Here is a 19,494-nt window from a genome sequence, read left to right as displayed (position 1 = left end):
GGTCACTGGTTCTCTCCGCTCTGGAACCAGCGGCCCGTTTTCCGTGTGCCGTTTCCGTGTGCCGTTTCCGTTTGCCGTTCCCCGTGTGCCGTTCTCCGTTTGCCGCCGAGCGCCTACGCCTTCTTCGCCGCCTCGTCGATGGCGGCGAGCGAGCGGCGCACCTGGTTACGGTCCGTCGTGTACCAGAAGTCGGGCATGGAGGCGCGCAGGAAGCTGCCGTAGCGGGCGCGCTCCAGCCTCGGGTCGAGGACGGCGACCACGCCCCGGTCCCCCGACGCCCGCACCAGCCTGCCCGCGCCCTGGGCCATCAGCAGCGCCGCATGGCTCGCGGCCACGGCCATGAATCCGTTGCCCCCCGCCTCCTCCACCGCCTTCTGGCGGGCGCTCATCAGCGGGTCGTCCGGGCGCGGGAAGGGCACCCGGTCCATGACCACGAGCTGGCAGTTCGGCCCCGGCACGTCGACGCCCTGCCAGAGCGAGAGCGTGCCGAACAGACACGTCTCCGCGTCGGCCGCGAAGCGGCGGATCAGCTCGCCCAGCGTCTCCTCGCCCTGGAGCAGGATCGGCAGGCCCAGCCGCCCCCTCAGCTCCTCCGCCGCCGCCTGGGCGCCGCGCATGGAGGAGAAGAGGCCGAGCGTACGCCCGCCCGCGGCCCCCACCAGCTCCTCCAGCTCGTCCAGCATGTCCGAGCGGGAGCTGTCCCGTCCGGGCGGTGAGAGGTGCTTCGCGACGTAGAGGATGCCCTGCTTGCGGTAGTCGAACGGGGAGCCCACGTCGAGCCCGCGCCACGGCGGGGCGTACGTCGCGCCGTCCGCGCCCTCCTCGTCGTCCCCGTCGCCCTTCCCCTCGGCCTCGTCCTTCCGCTCCGGAGACGGAGACGGGGACGCGGAAGCGGACGAGGAAGCGGTCGTCAGCGCGCCCTCCGGGGAGAGGCCCAGGGAGGCCCCCACCCCGTTGAAGTCCCCGCCGAGCTTCAGCGTGGCCGAGGTGAGGACGACCGAGCGGTCCGTGAAGAGCTTCTCGCGGAGCAGCCCCGAGACATTGAGCGGGGCGACGCGCAGGGAGGCACCGAAACGGTCGTGCCGCTCGTACCAGAGGACGTCGAACTCGGAGCCCTCCAGGACCCGTTCGGCCACGTCGTGCACGGTCTCGACCGAGGCCTTGGCCTGCTTGCGCACCGCGTCCTCGTCCTGGACGGACTTGTCGCGCGTGTTCCCCAGCGCGCTCAGGCAGGTGCGGGCGGCGTCACGGAGCGCCATCAGCGCGTATCCGAGATCGTCCGGCACCGACTCCAGGCGGCCCGGGAGGGCCAGCTCCATGATGCGCTCGAAGGTCTCGGCGGCGGTCTGGAGCTGGTCGGCCGCCTTCTCGTCCACCAGCTTGGCCGCGCGGCGCACCGCCCGGTTGACGCTCCCGGGGGTCAGCTCGCCCGTGGCCACGCCCGTGACCCGGGAGACCAGCTCGTGCGCCTCGTCCACGATCAGGACCTCGTGGCCCGGCAGCACCGGAGCGCCCTCGATCGCGTCGATGGCGAGCAGCGCGTGGTTGGTCACGATGACCTCGGCGAGCTTGGCGCGCTCCCGGGCGGCCTCCGCGAAGCAGTCCGGCCCGTACGCACACTTGGCTGCGCCCAGGCACTCGCGGGACGAGACCGACACCTGCGCCCAGGCGCGGTCGGAGACACCCGGTGTGAGGTCGTCGCGGTCGCCCGTCTCCGTCTCGTCCGACCAGTCGCGCAGCCGGAGGAGATCCTTGCCCAGGCGGGAGGTGGGGGCCGCGCTCTCGAACGGGTCGAAGAGCCCCTCCTCCTCTTCCTGCGGGACGCCCTCGTGCAGCCGGTGCAGACACAGATAGTTCGACCGGCCCTTGAGCATGGCGAACTCGGGGCGGCGGCGCAGCAGCGGATGGAGCGCGTCGACCGTGCGCGGAAGGTCACGCTCCACGAGCTGGCGCTGCAGCGCGAGCGTGGCCGTGGCGACCACGACGCGCTCGCCGTGCGCGAGCGCGGGCACCAGATAGCCGAGCGACTTGCCGGTGCCGGTGCCCGCCTGCACGAGGAGGTGATGGCCGTCGTCGACGGCCTCGGCGACCGCCTCGGCCATCGCGGCCTGGCCTGGGCGTTCCGTGCCGCCGACAGCGGTGACGGCGGCCTGGAGAAGATCGGTGAGGGCGGGCTTGCTCATAGGTCCGACACCTTACGCGGCCCCACTGACAGCCCGCTCATCTCCAGCCGCACGCCACCGCCCCGCCACCCCGTCACTGTCCGTGGCACATGGCTCACACAGCTCACACAGCTCACACGGTTCACGCGGTTCACACAGCTCACGTGGCTTACGCCGCTACGGGCCGTGGAGCGGGTTCGGCACGGTGCCGTGCACGGCGGCGTGCGGGCGCTCGGGCCGGTCGCGGTAGCCGTCGAGGTGCAGCCGGTTGCGGTTGAGGCAGAGCCGCTCGATGCGGGGCGTGAGCAGGTCGAAGGTCTCGAACCGGTGCTTCAGGTCGGGGAAGCGCCGGTGGTAGCGGTCGATCTCCGCCCGCACGAGTGACCAGAACACGTCCTCCGGCACGTCGAGCTGGTCCTCGCACAGCGGGGCGAGGAAGCGGAACACGCCGACGAAGAGCCCCGCGTGGATGAACTGCGGGAGGAATCCCGGTGGTTCGGTGAGCAGCACCGCGCGCACGTCCTCCGGCATGGAGTCCAGCTCGGGCAGCGGCTGGGCGCTGACGTTGACGTCGTCGACGAAGTCCTTGATGGCGAGCCGTACGGGCACGTCGCTCTCGTCGAAGACGACGATGGTGTTCTCCCCGTGCGGCGAGAAGACCGTGCCGTACCGGTAGAGGAAGTGCAGCAGGGGCGGCAGCAGTGCCGCGAACAGACGGCGCAGCCATACGTGCGCCTCCAGGCCCGAACGGGCCACCAGTTCGGCGGTGAACGCGCGCCCCCGCGCGTCCGTGTGGATGAGGGAGGCGAGCGTACGGGCGCGCTCGTCCGGGGCGAGATAGGGCGCGAGGGGCTCGCGCCAGATGCAGCCGAGCAGTTCCCGGTACTGGTAGGGCACGTCCGGAAGGGCGTCGAAGACCGGGTGTTCGACCGCTACGGAGGCGACCTCGCCGAGCAGGACGACACGGCACTCCTCCGACAGGAACGGATCGTTCTCCCGCAGGGAGTGCACCCATGACGTGACGGCCGGAGCGGCCTTGGTGCGCTCCGTCGGAAGTCCGCGCCACACCAGGGTGTTGAGGATGGCCAGCGGAAGCTTCACCGTATGGCGGTCAGGGCGGCTGGTGTTGAGGAACGTCCGGATGGACTGCTGGGGCAGCCGCAGATCTCCGTCCGTACGGAGCGGGACGACGGCGTCCTGCGCGAGGGAGGCGGCGAAGAGGGGCACGACCGTCTCGTCCCACTGCCAGGGGTGCACCGGAAGGTAGAGGTACTCCTCGGGGGCGAGCCCCCGCGCGCGCAGGGTGCGGTGGAAGCCGAGGAGGGTGTCGGGGCCCAGCTCGCGGGCGTACAGCCGGTGAGGCGCGGCCAGTGCGGTCACTCCCCGGTACTCGGCGAGCGAGCGGTGCACGGCGATCCACGGGAGCCGCTGCGGGCGGCGGGACTCGGGCGCCCAGCGGGCCGCGTCGGCGGAGGAGAAGCCGAGCCGTCCCTTGTTGGCGACGAGCCAGGGGTGGCCCGCCATGTGGCCCTCCAGGTCGGCGTAGCCGAGGGCCGCCATGTCGGCGGCGGGCAGTTCGGTGGCGGCGAGCTGGGCGTCGGCCGTGACCGTCGCGGTCAGCTCGCGCAGGTAGTGGCCGGTGGTGTCGTGGCCGAGGCCCAGCAGGGTGCCGTGCGCGCGGGAGACGAAGGCGAACGGGTCGAGGTCCTCGCTGAACGACGCGGGATCGACGGTCCAGTGACCGTACGCGCCGCGCCGCGCGCGGAAGTGGAGGGTCAGCTCGTCGTCGACGGGCAGGCGGTACGCGTCCGGCGCGGCGCCGGGTTCCGGCTGGGGGCTGAGGATCTCCTCATAGGAGAACTCACCGAGCATCTTGGCGAGCAGCCGCCGGGACGAGCGGGCCCAGGTGTCCTGGTCGAGTCCCGGGGGGACCGCTAGCGGGGCGGGGTCGTTGGAGGAGTCGGCGGAGGGTAGCGGCACGGACTGGCTCCTTGCTGGGGGTTGGGGGCGGATGGGTTCCGGGGTGGGGGGTGGGAGTGGCGGGGAACGGCGGGGCCGCTCGCGCGCCCGGGTGGGCGGCGGTGCGGCCGGGGCGGGGTCAGAGCGCGCCGCGCAGCGCGCGGTCGCGGACCATCAGCGCGGCGCGCTTTCCGGGGAGTTCGACCTCGGCGCTGTAGCGGAACCCCGCGCCCAGGAACGCCGCGACGGACGGGGTGTTGCGTACGTCCGGTTCGGCGAGGACACGGGTGCACAGCGGGCGCTGGTCGAGCACGAGGTCGGCGACGGCGCGCAGCAGGGCCGTACCGACGCCGCGCCCGCGGTGGGCGACGCCGCCGATCAGCAGGTGGAGGCCCGTGTCGTGCGGCTGGGTGCGGCAGTGGCGCGCGAGGGGGTCGAGGTCGGCGCGGTAGATCTCCCAGTAGCTCATGGGAGTGCCGTCCAGCACGCCGAGACAGGGCACGCTGCGCCCGTCGCCGTCGAGCTGGGGGCGCAGATGCGCGGAGGTGACCTCCTCGGCCCCTTCCAGCTCCCAGAAGGCCGCCACGGCGGGGTCGTTCATCCAGGCGGAGATCAGAGGCAGATCCCGGCCCAGATGGACCGGGACGAGCTGGAGGAGCCCCGCGGCCGTCTCCGTGGCGGGCCAGCGGGCGAGGGAGTCGAGAAGGTCTTCCCGGTCCTCCCTCTCCTCCCTCCCTGCCCGCCCTTCCGGGGCCGGGGGCTCCTGTGCGGTGTACCCGTCGCGTGCGGCGAGCAGTTCGGTGAGCTCCTGCGGGAGTTCGAGGTCGAGGGTGTCGTCCCCGCTGTCGGCGGTGACCGTGTCGTCGCTGCTGGAGTGCGCGCGTGGCGCCGGCTGGGGTCGGGGGTGCGACATGACGACGTCTCTTCTCGTCTCTTTCGGCTGCTCTGTTCCGGTCGCTAGGGCACGAGGGGGTTGTCGAGGGTGACGTAGACGGACTGGGTGTCGACGGGTCCGACCAGTTCGTCGAGTCCGTGCAGCCTGGTGAGCAGGTTCGCCTTGCAGCGCAGGGTGGGCGAGTCCAGAAGGAGCGCGGGAAGCGGTGAGACGGGAGCGCCGTCCGTACCACGTGCCTCGTGCTCCAGGAAGCGCCGGAAGGCGGCCAGCAGCAGCTGCTCGTCGGCGAGCCCCTGGGCGCCGAAGGCGCCGATGAGGCCGAGGATGTTGTTGATGCCGAGGTAGTACGCGAACCGTTCGGTCGCGACGTCGTCGTCGACGAAGGTGTCGCTGTCCTCGCCGAGGCGCGTCCCCGGCAGCCGCCGGGCGAGTTCGTCGCGGCGGGAGGCACGGAAGTAGTAGCCCTGGTTGTCCCGGTAGCGCCCTCCGTCGGGCCAGCCGTCCGCGTCGAGCAGGACCAGGGTGTTCTGCTGGTGCGCCTCCAGGGCGACGCCCGCGTGCGCGTCCAGCCAGAGGACGGGACGCACGACGGCGTCGAGGTAGCGCAGGAACCACTCCGCCGCGACGGCGGCCGCCGGTTTGCCCGTACGGGCGGCGAGCCCGGCGACCAGTTCCGAGAGGCGCGAACGGAGCGCCGTTCCCCCCACTTCCCGTCCGGGCCGTGGCGACACCAGTCCGGCCACGCACAGGGCGGCGTCGGACGGGGCGAACGGGTTGTGCCGGACGACGGTGTCGAAGCCGCCCATCCGCTCGCCGTCCGGGCCCTGGACGCCGATCCAGGCGGGGTCGCGCACGATGTCGAAGGACGGGTGAACCGCGTGCCAGGCCGAGGCCAGCCCGCTGCGCAGCAGCCGGTGCACCTCCACGCCGCGCAGCAGCTCCTTGCGGAGGTTCTCCCTGCGCGAGTTGGTGATACGGAGGCCGAGCGACAGCTTGAGCATGGCGCTGCCGCCCGACTGGTACACGGTGCGCACGGACGAGGTGGGGTGCCACATCTCGCCGCCGGTCCCCAGGTCGTGCAGCAGCCCCGCGTCCAGCAGGGCCGTCACGGCGGGGTCATGGCCCAGTTCCCGTGCCTGCCAGGGGTGCAGCGGTACGGGAACGGTCCCCTCGGGCAGCCGTTCCGCCACCGCCTTCCCCGCGAGACGGGTGACGAGGGCCTGTGCCGGTACGGGCTTGCCCTTGTCCGTCCACGCCGAGTCGCCCGCCAGGACGGACGGTTCGGCGGCCATCCAGTGCAGCGGGAACGCGCCCCGCGTCTCCGGCGAGTACGCCCGCGACTCGGCCTCCGACAGTCCCTCGCGGCTCTTCGGCGTGGGGTGGAGTGGGTGCCCGAAAAGGAGCGACTGTTCGGCGTCGAGGAACACGTCCCCGTGCGGCGCGCTCCGTACGGCCGTCCGCCGCTCGGCGAGGAATCCGGCCGTACGCCGCACGGAGTCGGCCACCCGCCCGACCAGCGCGGCGCTCTCCCCGGGCGCGGGGACGGGGGACGGTGCTTCCGCCGCCGTACGAGATGAGGCTTCCCGTACGGCCCTGTGCGAGGCCTCGCGCCCGATGAGGGCCGCGAGCGCGACCGCGTCGACGGGGGCCGCTCCCTCGGGGGCGCTGTCCATACGGGGCGCCCCGAACCGGTGCCACCCTGTCGCGGACCAGTGCAGTACGGGCACCCGCAGGCTCGTACCCGAGGCGGCGAGCGGGACGACGAGGGCGCCGTCGTCCGGGCTGGTCAGCCCGGTCTCGCGCACCCAGCAGCGCAGCAGGTTCTCGACGGCGGCGGCATCGGCGGCCACCTGGGCGTCGACGGCCTCCAGCGGGTCCCCTGCGAGCCCGCCGGTCACGCCGGTCACGTCGGTCGCACCGGGGCCCTCGGACGCGCCGTACGGGCCTCCGGCGGGCGTGAGGGGCGTCGTGGACGTGAGGGAGGGGTTACCGGCTCCAGCGGCTCCAGCGTCCGTGCGGGCGGGGCCGTCACCGTCGCCGACCGGCTCCCACGCGTCCGTCGCGGTGGATCTGGGGTCCTCGGTCCCGTGGGGGCCCTCCGGGCGGGGATGCGCGAGCTCGTGCGCGTACGGCCCCGTGCCCAGCTCCTCGTGGCGCGGGCCGCGACGCGACTGCCTGGGCACGGCCGGGTCGATCAGCCGGGCAAGGCGTTTACGGACCGGGCCCTTCGGGGCGCCTTCAGGTCCGGAGCGCGCGTTCACTGAGGTCTCCTCCTGCTGGTGTCGACTGGGCGCGCTGAGCAGCGAGCCACTCTCCCCCGTACGTACCAACGAAGCGGAGGGCCCGGGATCACGGCCGGTCCGAAGATCCCTTCGCGGAGGCCGAGGCGAGGGCGGAGGCAGCGGCCGAGGCGGCGGCGGAGAACGGCGATCGCGTGGCCGCGCGGGCCGGGGGAACCGATGACCCTGCTGTCCCCGTCCCCAACCTCACCGGGCATAGTGGGGGCCGCCCCGCCCGACGAGGTGCATGACAATTTCACGGCACGACGATCCACTTTCAGGGGGAGTTCAGCCATGCCATCGATAGCCAGGCCCGCGTGGCGCCGGTCGGCGCTGGCCGCGACAGCGGTCGCAGCCGTGCTGACGGTGACCGCCACCGCCTGCGGCCCGGAAGAGGATAAAGCGGACGAAAAGCCCACTCCCTCGGCGACGCAGACGGACAAGCCCGGAAAGAGCCTCAAGGACGACCTGGGGCTGCCGGACGACCTGCCCGATGAGCTCCCCACCTCCCTCGACGACCTCGACAAGTGGCGCGACGGGGACTGGAAGAACTGGGACAAGGACAAGTGGCTGGACGAGGCCAAGGAGTTCTTCAACCCGATCATCAAGGACCTGTGGAACCCCGACCGGATGAAGGACGCCGACGGCAACGACCGCGAGGTCGATGACGGCGACATCGAGGACGGCGGCGGGGGCCGCGACGGCTCGGGCGAGGACCAGGGCGTCACCGACCCCACGCCTCGCGAGGTCAAGGCGGCCGCGGTCAAGACCCCGTACGACCAGGACGACATGCCGGTCGGCAAGGTCTTCATGGACACCCCGAAGGGCGCGATGGTCTGCTCGGGCACCGTGGTGAAGGACCCGCGCAACCCGGGCAAGTCCAACCTGGTCGCCACCGCCGGACACTGCGTCCACGGCGGCAAGGGCAAGGGCTGGTTCCGCAACGTCGTGTTCGTGCCGGACTACAACCCCAAGGGCATGCCCAACGCGCAGCTGGAGAACGCCCCCAAGCAGGACGTGGCGCCCAAGGGCATCTGGTGGGCCAAGCACGCGCGGACGACGGACTTCTGGATCAACAACGGCGCCGACAAGGGCGGCAAGGGCGCGCCCCAGGACTTCGCCGTGATCAAGGTGCAGCCCGAGAACAAGGGCAGCGCGACGCTGGAGCAGACGGTGGGCAGCGCCGTCCAGGCCACGTTCAGCACCCCGCGCGTGAAGTCCCTGTCGAGCCTGAAGGCCGTCGGCTACCCGGCCGCGCCGCCGTTCGACGGGGCGAAGATGTACCAGTGCACCGACAGGCCGGGACGGCTGACGCTCGACACCACGCAGCCGACGATGTACCGCATCGGCTGCACCATGACGGCCGGCTCGTCCGGCGGCGGCTGGCTCGACGCCTCGGGCAAGCGGCTGCTCTCGGTGACCTCCATCGGTCCCGCCACGCGGGACTGGCTCGCCGGGGCGCGCCTCGGCAAGGAGGCGAAGGGCGTCTTCGACGTCGTCAGCAAGCAGGGCTGACGCACCTCGGCCCGCGGGGCTGACGCACCTCGGCCCGCGGGGCTGACGCACCTCGCGTCCCGCGCCCCGCACACAGCACGTCCAGTCACGCCAGTACGGAGAACGACGACGGCGCCCTCGCGCGCCGAGCCATCAAGGGGGATCTCTCACCCATGTCACTGATACGCAGACCCGGGAACAGGCGGCGGGCACTGGCCGCATTCGCCGCGGTGGCGGCCCTGGCCGTGACCGCGACAGCCTGTGACTCGGGCGGCGGTGACGACACCAAGTCGGACGGCGCCAAGGCCGGAGCCTCGGCGGACGCGGCCGACAAGGCCAAGGAGGCCAAGGACCGGCTCGGTCTTCCCAAGGACCTGCCGGACGATCTGCCCACCTCTTTGGAGGACCTCGACAAGTGGCGGGGCGGGGCGTGGAAGAACTGGGACAAGGACCAGTGGCTCCGTGAGGCGGGTGACTTCCTCAACCCGTACATCAAGGGTCACTGGAAGCCGGAGCGGATGAAGAAGGCGGAGGACAACGAGAAGCACGTCGCCGCCGACGTCCAGAGCGCCTCGGGATCCCCTGCCACCGAGGCAGAGCCCCGTCCGGTCGGCGCGAAGGGCGTACCGACGCCGTACACCCGGAACGCCGCTCCCGCGGGCAAGGTGTTCATGGACACCCCGTCCGGGCCCATGGTCTGCTCCGGAACGGTCGTGAAGGACCCCCGCAACCCGGGGAAGTCCAACCTGGTCGCCACCGCGGGACACTGCGTCCACTCGGGCAAGAGCGGCGGCTGGCTGCGCAACATCTCCTTCATCCCGGCCTACAACGACAAGGGCCTGTCCCCCTCGGCCGTGGAGAACGCGAGCCCGCAGGAGGTCGCCCCGTACGGCCAGTTCTGGGCGAAGTGGGCGCAGACCTCCAACTACTGGATCAAGAAGGGCGCCAAGTCCGGTGGCGGCGGCTCCCAGCAGGACTTCGCCGTGCTGCGCGTCGAGCCGGTGAACAAGGGCGGCAAGTCCCTGGAGGAGTCGGTCGGCGCGGCCGTGAAGGTCAACTTCAAGGCTCCGACGGCCTCCCGTATCGCGGGCGTCAGCTCGTACGGCTACCCGGCGGCGGCGCCCTTCAACGGCGCGAAGATGTACCGGTGCACCGACAAGCCGGGCAAGCTGACCCTCGACCCGCAGCAGCCGCCGCTGTACCGCATCGGCTGCACCATGACGGGCGGCTCCTCGGGTGGCGGCTGGCTCATCAAGGGCGCGGGCGGCAAGCCCGAGCTGATCTCGGTCAACTCGATCGGCCCGGTGCCCGCCAAGTGGCTCGCGGGACCGCGCCTCGGCTCGACGGCCAAGGGCGTCTTCGACGCGATCAGCAAGAAGTACGCGGGCGCGAACTGACCCGGTCATAGCACCGCCCGGGAAAGAGAACGGCGAAGGCCCGCCCCCTCACGGCGAGGGGGCGGGCCTTCCGCATGCGGTACGTCGGTACGGTCCGCGCGCGGACCGTACGTGCGCTCCGTCAGGCGACCGGGAGGAACTTCCGCAGCTCGGCGGCGAGCTCCTCGTGGACGCGTGCCTTCAGCAGCGTGCCCGTGTCGGTGTGCTCCTCGGAGAGCACCTCGCCCTGGGTGTGCACCCGGGAGACGAGCTTGCCCTCCGTGTACGGCAGGAGGACCTCCAGCTCTACCGAGGGACGCGGCAGCTCGTTGTCGATCAGCTCGCGCAGGTCGTCGATGCCCTGGCCGGAGCGGGCCGAGACGAGCAGCGCGTGCTTCTCGGCGCGCAGCAGCCGCTGGAGGACGAGGGGATCGGCGGCATCCGCCTTGTTGATCACCACGATCTCCGGGACATCGGCCGCGCCCACGTCGCGGATGACCTCGCGGACCGAGGCGAGCTGCTCCTCCGGCGCCGGGTGCGCGCCGTCGACCACATGGAGGATCAGGTCGGCGTCGCCGACCTCCTCCATGGTCGAGCGGAACGCCTCGACGAGGTGGTGCGGAAGGTGGCGCACGAAGCCGACGGTGTCCGCCAGCGTGTACGCCCGCCCGCTCGGGGTCTCCGCCTTGCGGACCGTGGGGTCCAGGGTGGCGAACAGCGCGTTCTCCACCAGGACGCCCGCGCCGGTGAGGCGGTTGAGCAGCGAGGACTTGCCCGCGTTGGTGTATCCGGCGATGGCGACCGAGGGCACCTTGTGGCGCTTGCGGTCCTGGCGCTGGATGTCGCGGCCGGTCTTCATCTCCGCGATCTCCCGGCGCATCTTCGCCATCTTCTCGCGGATCCGCCGCCGGTCCGTCTCGATCTTGGTCTCACCGGGACCACGCGTGGCCATGCCGCCGCCCGCGGAACCGGAGCCACCGCCACCCATCTGCCGGGAGAGCGACTGGCCCCAGCCCCGCAGCCTGGGCAGCATGTAGTTCATCTGCGCCAGGGCGACCTGGGCCTTGCCCTCTCGGGACTTGGCGTGCTGGGCGAAGATGTCGAGGATCAGCGCGGTGCGGTCGACCACCTTGACCTTGACGACGTCTTCCAGGTGGATGAGCTGGCCCGGGGTCAGCTCACCGTCGCAGACGACGGTGTCCGCACCGGTCTCCAGGACGATGTCCCGCAGCTCGATGGCCTTGCCCGAACCGATGTACGTCGCCGCGTCGGGCTTGTCGCGCCGCTGGACGACGCCGTCGAGCACGAGGGCTCCGGCGGTCTCGGCCAGGGCCGCGAGCTCCGCGAGGGAGTTCTCCGCGTCGGTCGCCGTGCCCGAGGTCCAGACGCCGACCAGCACCACGCGCTCCAGGCGGAGCTGCCGGTACTCGACCTCTGTGACGTCCTCCAGCTCGGTGGAGAGGCCCGCTACCCGTCGCAGTGCCGCACGGTCCGAGCGGTCGAACTGCTCACCGTCACGGTCCCCGTCGAACACGTCACTCCGTGCGACGTCCTCTTCCATCAGGGCGTCGGCTCGGCGGTCCGTCTGGGAGAGGCGCTTGCCGTTCTGTGGAAGGGAGGAGGAGAGGGTCAAGTGCATCCTTACGTCGAGGGAAATCTTCTGTACCGGAAGAACGCCCGTGCCCCGGAGAAGATTCCCCGTGACCTGCTGGCGCTCCCGCCTGAACGGTTCACTGTCCCGTCCGCGCGGCGTCCGGCCCAGCGATGGTCGCACGCCGCGCGGGCCCCGTCACCCGTATTAGCGGCCCTGGGGACCGCTCCGCTTCGGCTTCTCGGCCTGCTTCCAGTCCGGGTGGCCCGGCATCGGCGGGGTCTTCCTGTCGTACAGCCACGCGTGCAGGAATCCGCCGAGATCCTGGCCGGAGATCCGGCTGGCCAGCCGGGTGAAGTCGGCCGTGGAGGCGTTGCCGTCCCGGTGCTCGGCGACCCAGACGCGCTGGAGCCGGTCGAAGGCGGCCTTGCCGATCTTCTGGCGCAGCGCGTAGAGCACCACGGCCGAGCCGTCGTAGACCGTGGGCCGGAAGATCTCCGACCGCTTGCCGTCCTTGGCGGCGCGCGGCGCGGCGGGCGGCCCGTACCGGGCGCGCCAGTCGTCGGACTGGCCGTAGGCGGCGCGCACCCTGCGTGTCAGGGGGGTGCCGCCCAGTCCGGCGCCGTAGTTCCACTCGTACCAGGTGGCGTGGCCCTCGTTGAGCCACAGGTCGCTCCATTCGCGCGGGGAGACGCTGTTGCCGAACCACTGGTGCGCCAGTTCGTGCATCATGACCGACTGCTTGTACCAGGAGGGGTACGCGCTGGAGGTCAACAGGTCCCTCTCGAAGAGGGAGAGCGTCTGGGTCTCCAGCTCGAACCCGGTCCGCGCCTCGGCGACGAGCAGCCCGTAGTTCTCGAACGGGTACCGGCCGACCCTGCGCTCCATCCACTCCATCTGGGCCGGGGTCTTCTTCAGCCAGGGCTCCAGGGCCTTCCGCTGATCCCTGGGGACGACGTCCCGTACGGGCACGCCGTTCGGCCCTGTCCTGCGCGGGACGACGGAACGGCCGAACGACACCTGTGCCAGTTCGGTCGCCATCGGGTGCGCCAGACGGTACGTCCAGGTCGTCGCGGAGCCCGCGCGGTCGCGGCGGGTCAGGGTGCCGCCGGAGGCGGCGGTGATGCCCTTCGGCGCGGTCAGGCGGAAGGTGAAGCGCGCCTTGTCGGACGGGTGGTCGTTGGACGGGAACGCGCGGTGCGCCGCGTCGGCCTGCGCGGCCATGGCGAGACCGTCCTTGGTGTGCACCCACGCGCCATGGGCGATGCCCTTGGTGCGGCTGGTGTGCCGGACGTCGACCCGCAGGTTCGTCCCCTTGTGCAGCGGGACGGCGGGAGTGACGACGAGGTCCTCACCGGTGCGCTCGTACCGCGCGTCCATTCCGTTGACCTGGACGGAGCGGACGGTGCCCGCGGCGAAGTCCAGGTTGAAGCGGTCCAGTTGGTCCGCGGTGACACGGGCGTCGATGACCGTACGCGCCTGGAGCGGCTTGTTCTTGTCGCCGCTGTAGCGGAACGCGATGTCGTAGGAGCCGATGTCGTAGCCCGGGTTGCCGAGCGTCGGGAAGAGACGGTCCCCGATGCCGAGCGGTTCGGGCGCCGGGAGCGCGGCCGCGACGAGGGAGAGCACCGTCACGGTGACACCGGCGGCCACGGCGCCGCCGCGCCGCAGCCGCGGGGGCAGGGCACGGGCGAGTGCGGGAAGGGCTGTGGGAAGAGCCGTGGAGGCTGTGCGGCGGACCATGGGACATCGCTATCAGCGCCCGGCACCGCCGCCGGGGCGACGCGTGGACGGCCCACCCGAATGGGGCCGCCGACCGCCCCGGGACGCGCCGTCAGCCGGTGGGCAGCGGCCGTGCCGCGCGCGTCACGTCGTACACCCCGGGAACGCGCAGCATGGCGCGCATCAGCGAGGGAAGGCCCCGCGCGTCGGGCAGTTGGAGCGTGTACGTGTGCCGGACGCGCTGCTCGCGCGGGGGTTCGACGTCGGCGGAGATCACCGCGGCCCCCTCGGCCGCGATGGCCTCGGTGAGGTCGGCCAGCAGATGGGCCCGCCCGAGCGCCTCGGCGCGCAGGGTGACGCGGCAGCCGGTCGTGCCCTGCTGCCAGCGCACGTCCAGCGGAGCCCGCCCCGACGAGGCCATCCGGGCCACCGTCTGGCAGGTGTCACGGTGGACGGTCACGGCCCCGCCCCGCACGGCGAACCCCGTGACCGCGTCGGGCGGCACGGGCGTGCAGCAGCGGGCGAGCCGTACGGGCGCGTCCGGGAGGTCCACGACGAGCGGGACGCTCTCCTCCAGACCGTTCAGGCCGTCCTGGGCGTCCGGCACGTCCTGCCCGTCCGCCCCGTCGTCGGACGACGCGCCCTGGGGGGCCGCGGAGTGCTCCCCCGGCACGGTGGACGCACCCTCTGCGGGCTCCTCCTCGCCCTTCTGGCCGGAGCCGTGCGCGGCCAGCCACGTACGGATGGCGATACGGGCCGCTGGCGTACGCACATGGTCGAGCCATTCCGGCGACGGACCGGAGAGCCCGGCCGCGGCGGCGGGCTCCAGGAAGAGCTGGACGGCGTCCCCGTCCCGCAGCACCGTGCTGAGCGCGGTGAGCCTCCCGTTGACCCGTACGCCGATACATCGGTGCGCGGCCTCGCCCAGGCAGGCGTACGCCGCGTCCACGCAGGAGGCCCCGGCGGGGAGCGGCAGGGCGCCGCCCGTGGCGGCGGAGCTGCCGGGAGCGGCGCAGTAGACGGTGATCTCACGGTCCTGGGCCAGCTCGTCCCGCAGCTCCGTCCAGAACGTGTCCGGGTCGGGGGCGTGGCTCTGCCACTCCAGGAGCCGGGAGAGCCAGCCCGGGCGCGTGGGGTCGGCCCGCTCGCCCGTCTCCCCCGGGGCGTCCCGGGAGTCGCCCCCGTCATGCGGGTCGCCCAGGGCGATGACCCCGGCCTCGGCGACCCGGTGCATCCTGCGCGTACGCACCAGGACCTCCGCCACCCGTCCCCGCTCGTCGGCGATGGCGGTGTGCAGCGACTGGTACAGGTTGAACTTGGGGGCCGCGATGAAGTCCTTGAACTCGGAGATCACCGGCGTGAAGCAGGTGTGCAGCTCGCCCAGCACCGCGTAGCAGTCGGCGTCCTCGCCGACCAGGATCAGCAGCCGCCCGAAGTCGCAGGTGCCCAGCTCGCCACGTTTCAGCAGAAGTTTGTGGACCGAGAGGGTGTGCCGGGGGCGGATGAGCACCTGGGCCGTGATCCCGGCCTCGCGCACCAGCCTGCGCGCCTCGGTGGCGATCTCGGTGAGCGGATCGGGCTGCTTGACGTTCTCGCGGATCAACTCGCGCGTACGGGAGTGCTCTTCGGGGTGGAGGATCGCGAAGACGAGGTCCTCCAGCTCGCTCTTGAGCGCCTGCACCCCGAGCCGCTCGGCCAGCGGGATGAGCACGTCCCGGGTGACCTTCGCGATACGGGCCTGCTTCTCGGGGCGCATCACGCCGAGGGTGCGCATGTTGTGCAGCCGGTCGGCGAGCTTGATGGACATCACCCGGACGTCGTTGCCCGCCGCCACCAGCATCTTGCGGAAGGTCTCGGGCTCGGCCGCCGCGCCGTAGTCGACCTTCTCCAGCTTGGTGACGCCGTCGACCAGATAGCAGACCTCGGGGCCGAACTCGCCGCGCACCTGGTCGAGGGTGACCTCGGTGTCCTCGACCGTGTCGTGCAGCAGGGACGCGGTCAGCGTCGTCGTCTCGGCGCCCAGCTGGGCGAGGAGCAGCGTGACGGCGAGGGGGTGCGTGATGTAGGGCTCGCCGCTCTTGCGCATCTGTCCCCGGTGCGAGGACTCCGCGAGGACGTACGCCCGGCGCAGCGCGCGCAGGTCGGCCCCGGGATGGTGCGCCTTGTGGACCTTGGCGACATGCTCGATGGCGTCGGGCAGCGAGTCCCGCGGTGTGGCGCTCAGCAACGCCGCCCTGCTGAGCTTCCGCAGACTGCGCACCGCGCTCATGGGCACCTCCCGCTTCCGCACACGCCCCGGGCTCGGGGGTGTTGCTCTCCGACCCCATCACGCGCCGCTGACGGGACATTGCCCGCCGTGAGCGGGATCACCCCATCGTGCGACGTTTACGCCCGGCTTCTTACGGAAGCAGGCTGGAATCGATTCTGCCCTCCGCGACGATCACGGCGGGCCCGGTCATCTCGATCTCCCCGTCGGCCCGTTCGGTGATGACGAGCCGGCCTCCGGGAACGTCCACGGTGTACGTCACGGGCATGCCGTCCCGCTCGGGCCGCGCGCCGTCGCGCCGGGCGGCGGCCACCATCACCGCGCAGGCGCCCGTACCGCACGAACGCGTCTCCCCCGAGCCCCGCTCGTGCACCCTCAGGGCGACGTGGCAGGGGCCCCTGTCGACGACGAACTCGACGTTCGTCCCGTGGGGGTAGGCGGAGGCGGGGGCCACGTCAGGGGCCTCGTACAGCGGCCCGGCGTCCGCGAGGTCGTCCACGAAGGCGACCGCGTGCGGATTGCCCATGCCGATCTTGCGGGCGCTCCAGGTCCGCCCGTCCACGCCGACGGTGACCTCGCCCTCGGGGCCCTCGGGCACCTCGGCCTTCCCCATGCCGACGGTGATGTCCCCGCCCTCCTTCGCGAGGTGCAGCGTGCGCACACCCGCGCGGGTCGCCACGGCGAAGTCGCCGGGCTCGGCCAGTCCCGCGTGTTCCAGATAGCGCGCGAAGACCCGCACGCCGTTGCCGCACATCTCGGCGACCGAACCGTCACCGTTGCGGTAGTCCATGAACCATTCGGCTTCCCCGGCCATCGCGCGCGCCTCGGGGTGCGCGGCCGACCGGACGACCCTGAGCAGGCCGTCGCCGCCGATCCCGGCCCTCCTGTCGCACAGCCGGGCCACCGCCCCGGGGGACAGGTCGAGCGTCCCGTCCGGGTCGGGAATGATCACGAAATCGTTCTCCGTGCCGTGTCCCTTGAGGAACGGCACTCCCTGCGCGCTGGTCACACCGACGATCGTACGGGACCGGCGCATACAGCTCGTCAGCTCCTGAGCCGGGCGACCCGCAGCACGGCCAGCACGACGACGGTGCAGACCACCACCGCGTACACCGCGACCACGCGCCAGTCGGGGCGGCGGCCCGAGCCGCGCGGGGGCAGGCCCGGCCAGGTGTGCCCGACCCTGCGGGCGGCCATGACGCCCCAGCCCGCCGCGCAGCCGCAGATGAGCAGGCCGAGCATCGAGACGACGGCGCCCGAGCTGCCCCCGGGCTCGAAGGCCAGCGGGAAGGCGAACATCAGCGAGCCGAGCGCGCCCAGCGCCACGATCGGGGCGAGCTGCCACAGGCGCAGCTTGCGCTGCGGCCGGAGCTCGTGCGGCTCCACGGGGGTCTCGGAGAGGTCCTGCGGAGCTTCCGGATCCGCCTCGTCCTCGTCGAGGTCCGCCTCGATGTCCACGGGCCCGCCGAGGGCCGGGGAGGCGTCGAGCGGCTCGACGGGAAGATCTTCGGGAGCGCCCCGCCGGGCGTCCGGGAGGTGCGGCCCGTCCTTCACCCGGCGCACGCCGTCCCCCGGCGTCCCGTCGTCGTCACGAGGGCTGGCATCCATCGCCACACGCCCTCCCAACTCCGGCTTAACGGCTCCGAACGATGGTCGATGATGGCACGCCCAGACAGCTGCCAACGTCGCCCAGGGCTTCCCGATGCCATCACGTGATCAGGCTGTGACCGCCCTTTCGAGCAACGCCATCGCCTGTCCCGCGAGTTCCCCGCGGTCCGCCTCCGCCCCACTGAGCCAATGCACCCGGGGATCCCTCCGGAACCACGAATCCTGACGGCGCGCGAAGCGCTTGGTGGCGCGTACGGTCTCGGCCCGCGCGACGTCCTCCGCGCACTCCCCGGCGAGCGCCGACAGCACCTGCTGGTACCCCAGCGCGCGCGAGGCCGTGCGCCCCTCGCGCAGCCCGGCGGCCTCCAGCTCGCGCACCTCGTCGACGAGCCCGTCCTCCCACATACGGTCGACGCGGTCGGCGATCCGCTCGTCCAGCTCGGGGCGGGCCACGTCGACGCCGATCTGGACCGTGTCGTAGACCGACTCGTGCCCCGGCAGGTTGGCCGTGAAGGGACGGCCGGTGATTTCGATGACCTCCAGGGCGCGGACGATGCGGCGGCCGTTGCTGGGCAGGATGGCCCGCGCCGCCTCGGGGTCGTCGTGCGCCAGGCGGGCGTGCAGCGGTCCGGTGCCGTGCTCCGCGAGTTCCGCCTCCAGACGCGCTCTGACGGCCGGGTCGGTGCCGGGGAAGTCCATGGTGTCGATCGCGCCCCGCACGTACAGCCCGGAGCCGCCGACGAGGACCGGGAAGCGGCCCTCGGCGCGGAGCCTGTCGATCTCCGCGCGGGCGAGCTTCTGGTACTCGGCGACGCTCGCCGCCACGGTCACGTCCCAGATGTCCAGCAGGTGGTGCGGCACTCCCTGCCGTTCCTCGACGGTCAGTTTGGCCGTGCCGATGTCCATGCCGCGGTACAGCTGCATCGAGTCCGCGTTGATGACCTCGCCGCCCAGCTCACGGGCGAGGAAGACGCCCAGGTCGGACTTGCCCGCCGCGGTGGGGCCGACGACGGCCACCACGGGCGGGGCGGAGGGGAGGGAGGGGGTCGGGGAGTTCACCCCGTAAGTCTCGCAAACCTCCACCCGCCTTCTCGAACGAGCGACGTGACGCCCCCCTCATGGGGTCGTTGCCAGTTGCGAGGTTCCGACAGCCGGTTCCGGACCGGTGCCTCGGAGCGGCGCAAAGAGACGCTCCGCAAGGCGCGGGATTTCGCCCACACGAGTAAGGTCTGGAGTAAATATGGGCGTGTTTGCGAAGCTTCTCCGACGTTCGTCCGGCAAGTCAACGGAGGACGCCTCCACGGCCACTCCCGCGGAGGAATCAGCGGCGGACGCGCGACCCGCGGAGGAGCCCGCTCCCGCCCCCGAGGGCGAGCGGAAGGACACGGAGGGCGCCACCGCCTCCGCGAAGGCCACGGACGCCTCTACGGAAGCCTCTAAGGAGGCCGCCGAAAGCCCGGACGGCACGGAAGGCGGCAAGGACAGCACCGACACCTCGAACAGCACCGACAGCGGCAGCGGCGCCGACGGCGAGGACAAGGCGGACGGCGCGGACGAGACGGGCGCGGAGGGCACCACGGAGGGCGCCACAGCGGACGCCGCCAAGGGCGCGGAAGCGGGCCCTGACGAGGACTCCCGGAGCGGTGACGAGGGCTCTGGCGCTACTGTCGAAGCCGGTGACGGCGGAGTCGGCATCCCCAAGCAGCAGTCGGCCGAGGAGGCCGCTGACAGCGGGGCCGGCGAGAGCGCCCGTAAGTAAGCCGTCCGGGGACCGCCCGGACAGGCTGGGAGGAAGGTGACCGCGATGGGCTTCATGGACAAGGTCAAGGGTCTGATGGGCCAGCACGGGGACAAGGTTCAGCAGGGGCTGGACAAGGCCGCGCAGGTGGCGGACTCCAAGACCAAGGGCAAGTACACCAACCAGATCAAGTCCGGGACCCAGAAGGCCAAGGACGCGGCCGGCAAGCTCTCGGACGACGGCAAGGGCGACGGCAAGAAGGGCGACGGACCGGGCGGCCCGGGCTCAGGCCCCGCCTCCTAAGAGGTCCCCGCGGTGGGGGGGGGGGGGGGGGGGGGGGGGGGGGGGGCCCCCCCCCCCCCCCCCCCCCCCCGCGGGCCGGGGGCGGGGGCCCCCGCCCCCCC

14 protein-coding genes are annotated in these 19,494 nt (G+C 72.2%); 4 read left to right on the top strand and 10 right to left on the bottom strand.

The annotated features are described in order from the left end of the window. Nucleotides 1-113: 113 nt before the first annotated feature. The 4 genes from ACGF3A_RS42260 to ACGF3A_RS42245 form a co-directional block, all read right to left on the bottom strand. Complete coding sequence (locus ACGF3A_RS42260) at nucleotides 114-2,183, bottom strand: ATP-dependent DNA helicase (protein WP_393736355.1); 2,070 nt, start codon at nucleotides 2,181-2,183, stop codon at nucleotides 114-116. 156 nt (nucleotides 2,184-2,339) lie between these two features. Further along, on the bottom strand, nucleotides 2,340-4,142 hold the full coding sequence (locus tag ACGF3A_RS42255) for an IucA/IucC family protein (RefSeq protein ID WP_393736353.1): 1,803 nt from the start codon (nucleotides 4,140-4,142) through the stop codon (nucleotides 2,340-2,342). A 118-nt stretch (nucleotides 4,143-4,260) separates the two neighbouring features. Continuing rightward, entirely contained in the window at nucleotides 4,261-5,034 is a 774-nt protein-coding gene (locus ACGF3A_RS42250; protein WP_393736350.1) for a GNAT family N-acetyltransferase, read from the bottom strand. 44 nt (nucleotides 5,035-5,078) lie between these two features. Further along, on the bottom strand, nucleotides 5,079-7,277 hold the full coding sequence (locus tag ACGF3A_RS42245) for an IucA/IucC family protein (protein WP_393736348.1): 2,199 nt from the start codon (nucleotides 7,275-7,277) through the stop codon (nucleotides 5,079-5,081). A 312-nt stretch (nucleotides 7,278-7,589) separates the two neighbouring features. Here ACGF3A_RS42245 and ACGF3A_RS42240 point away from each other — a divergent pair, with 312 nt between their 5' ends. After that, nucleotides 7,590-8,810 carry a trypsin-like serine peptidase gene (locus ACGF3A_RS42240; RefSeq protein WP_393736346.1) on the top strand — a complete coding sequence of 407 codons (1,221 nt, stop codon included), beginning with the start codon at nucleotides 7,590-7,592 and terminating at the stop codon, nucleotides 8,808-8,810. A gap of 152 nt (nucleotides 8,811-8,962) precedes the next feature. Next, nucleotides 8,963-10,186, top strand: coding sequence for a trypsin-like serine peptidase (locus tag ACGF3A_RS42235; protein WP_393736344.1), 1,224 nt, complete (start codon nucleotides 8,963-8,965; stop codon nucleotides 10,184-10,186). A 121-nt stretch (nucleotides 10,187-10,307) separates the two neighbouring features. Here ACGF3A_RS42235 and hflX read toward each other — a convergent pair whose 3' ends face one another. From hflX to miaA, 6 genes are all read right to left on the bottom strand, one after another. After that, complete coding sequence (gene hflX / locus ACGF3A_RS42230) at nucleotides 10,308-11,798, bottom strand: GTPase HflX (protein ID WP_393736342.1); 1,491 nt, start codon at nucleotides 11,796-11,798, stop codon at nucleotides 10,308-10,310. A gap of 165 nt (nucleotides 11,799-11,963) precedes the next feature. After that, nucleotides 11,964-13,499 (bottom strand): M1 family metallopeptidase, encoded by a 1,536-nt coding sequence (locus ACGF3A_RS42225; protein WP_393736339.1) that lies wholly within the window; start codon nucleotides 13,497-13,499, stop codon nucleotides 11,964-11,966. A 91-nt stretch (nucleotides 13,500-13,590) separates the two neighbouring features. Beyond that, nucleotides 13,591-15,747, bottom strand: coding sequence for a RelA/SpoT family protein (locus ACGF3A_RS42220; protein ID WP_393736337.1), 2,157 nt, complete (start codon nucleotides 15,745-15,747; stop codon nucleotides 13,591-13,593). Nucleotides 15,748-15,877: 130 nt separating this feature from the next. Then, a complete protein-coding gene (gene dapF, locus ACGF3A_RS42215; RefSeq protein ID WP_393736335.1) occupies nucleotides 15,878-16,753 on the bottom strand; it encodes a diaminopimelate epimerase in 876 nt (291 codons plus the stop codon). A 35-nt stretch (nucleotides 16,754-16,788) separates the two neighbouring features. Further along, complete coding sequence (locus ACGF3A_RS42210) at nucleotides 16,789-17,352, bottom strand: hypothetical protein (RefSeq protein WP_393736333.1); 564 nt, start codon at nucleotides 17,350-17,352, stop codon at nucleotides 16,789-16,791. Between the two features lie 108 nt (nucleotides 17,353-17,460). Further along, a complete protein-coding gene (miaA, locus tag ACGF3A_RS42205; protein WP_393736331.1) occupies nucleotides 17,461-18,411 on the bottom strand; it encodes a tRNA (adenosine(37)-N6)-dimethylallyltransferase MiaA in 951 nt (316 codons plus the stop codon). 187 nt (nucleotides 18,412-18,598) lie between these two features. On the opposite strand from miaA, the gene ACGF3A_RS42200 reads away from it, so the two are divergent. Together ACGF3A_RS42200 and ACGF3A_RS42195 are read left to right on the top strand one after the other, a co-directional pair. Beyond that, nucleotides 18,599-19,111: a hypothetical protein gene (locus ACGF3A_RS42200; RefSeq protein ID WP_393736329.1), complete on the top strand. Its 513-nt coding sequence runs from the start codon at nucleotides 18,599-18,601 to the stop codon at nucleotides 19,109-19,111. Nucleotides 19,112-19,156: 45 nt separating this feature from the next. After that, entirely contained in the window at nucleotides 19,157-19,393 is a 237-nt protein-coding gene (locus ACGF3A_RS42195; protein WP_393736327.1) for an antitoxin, read from the top strand. The last annotated feature ends 101 nt before the right edge of the window (nucleotides 19,394-19,494 follow it).

It is taken from the genome of Streptomyces sp. NPDC048172, from assembly GCF_043202595.1.
In the GTDB taxonomy this organism is placed as follows: Bacteria; Actinomycetota; Actinomycetes; order Streptomycetales; family Streptomycetaceae; genus Streptomyces.
This window is presented reverse-complemented; position numbering and strand designations above follow the sequence as displayed.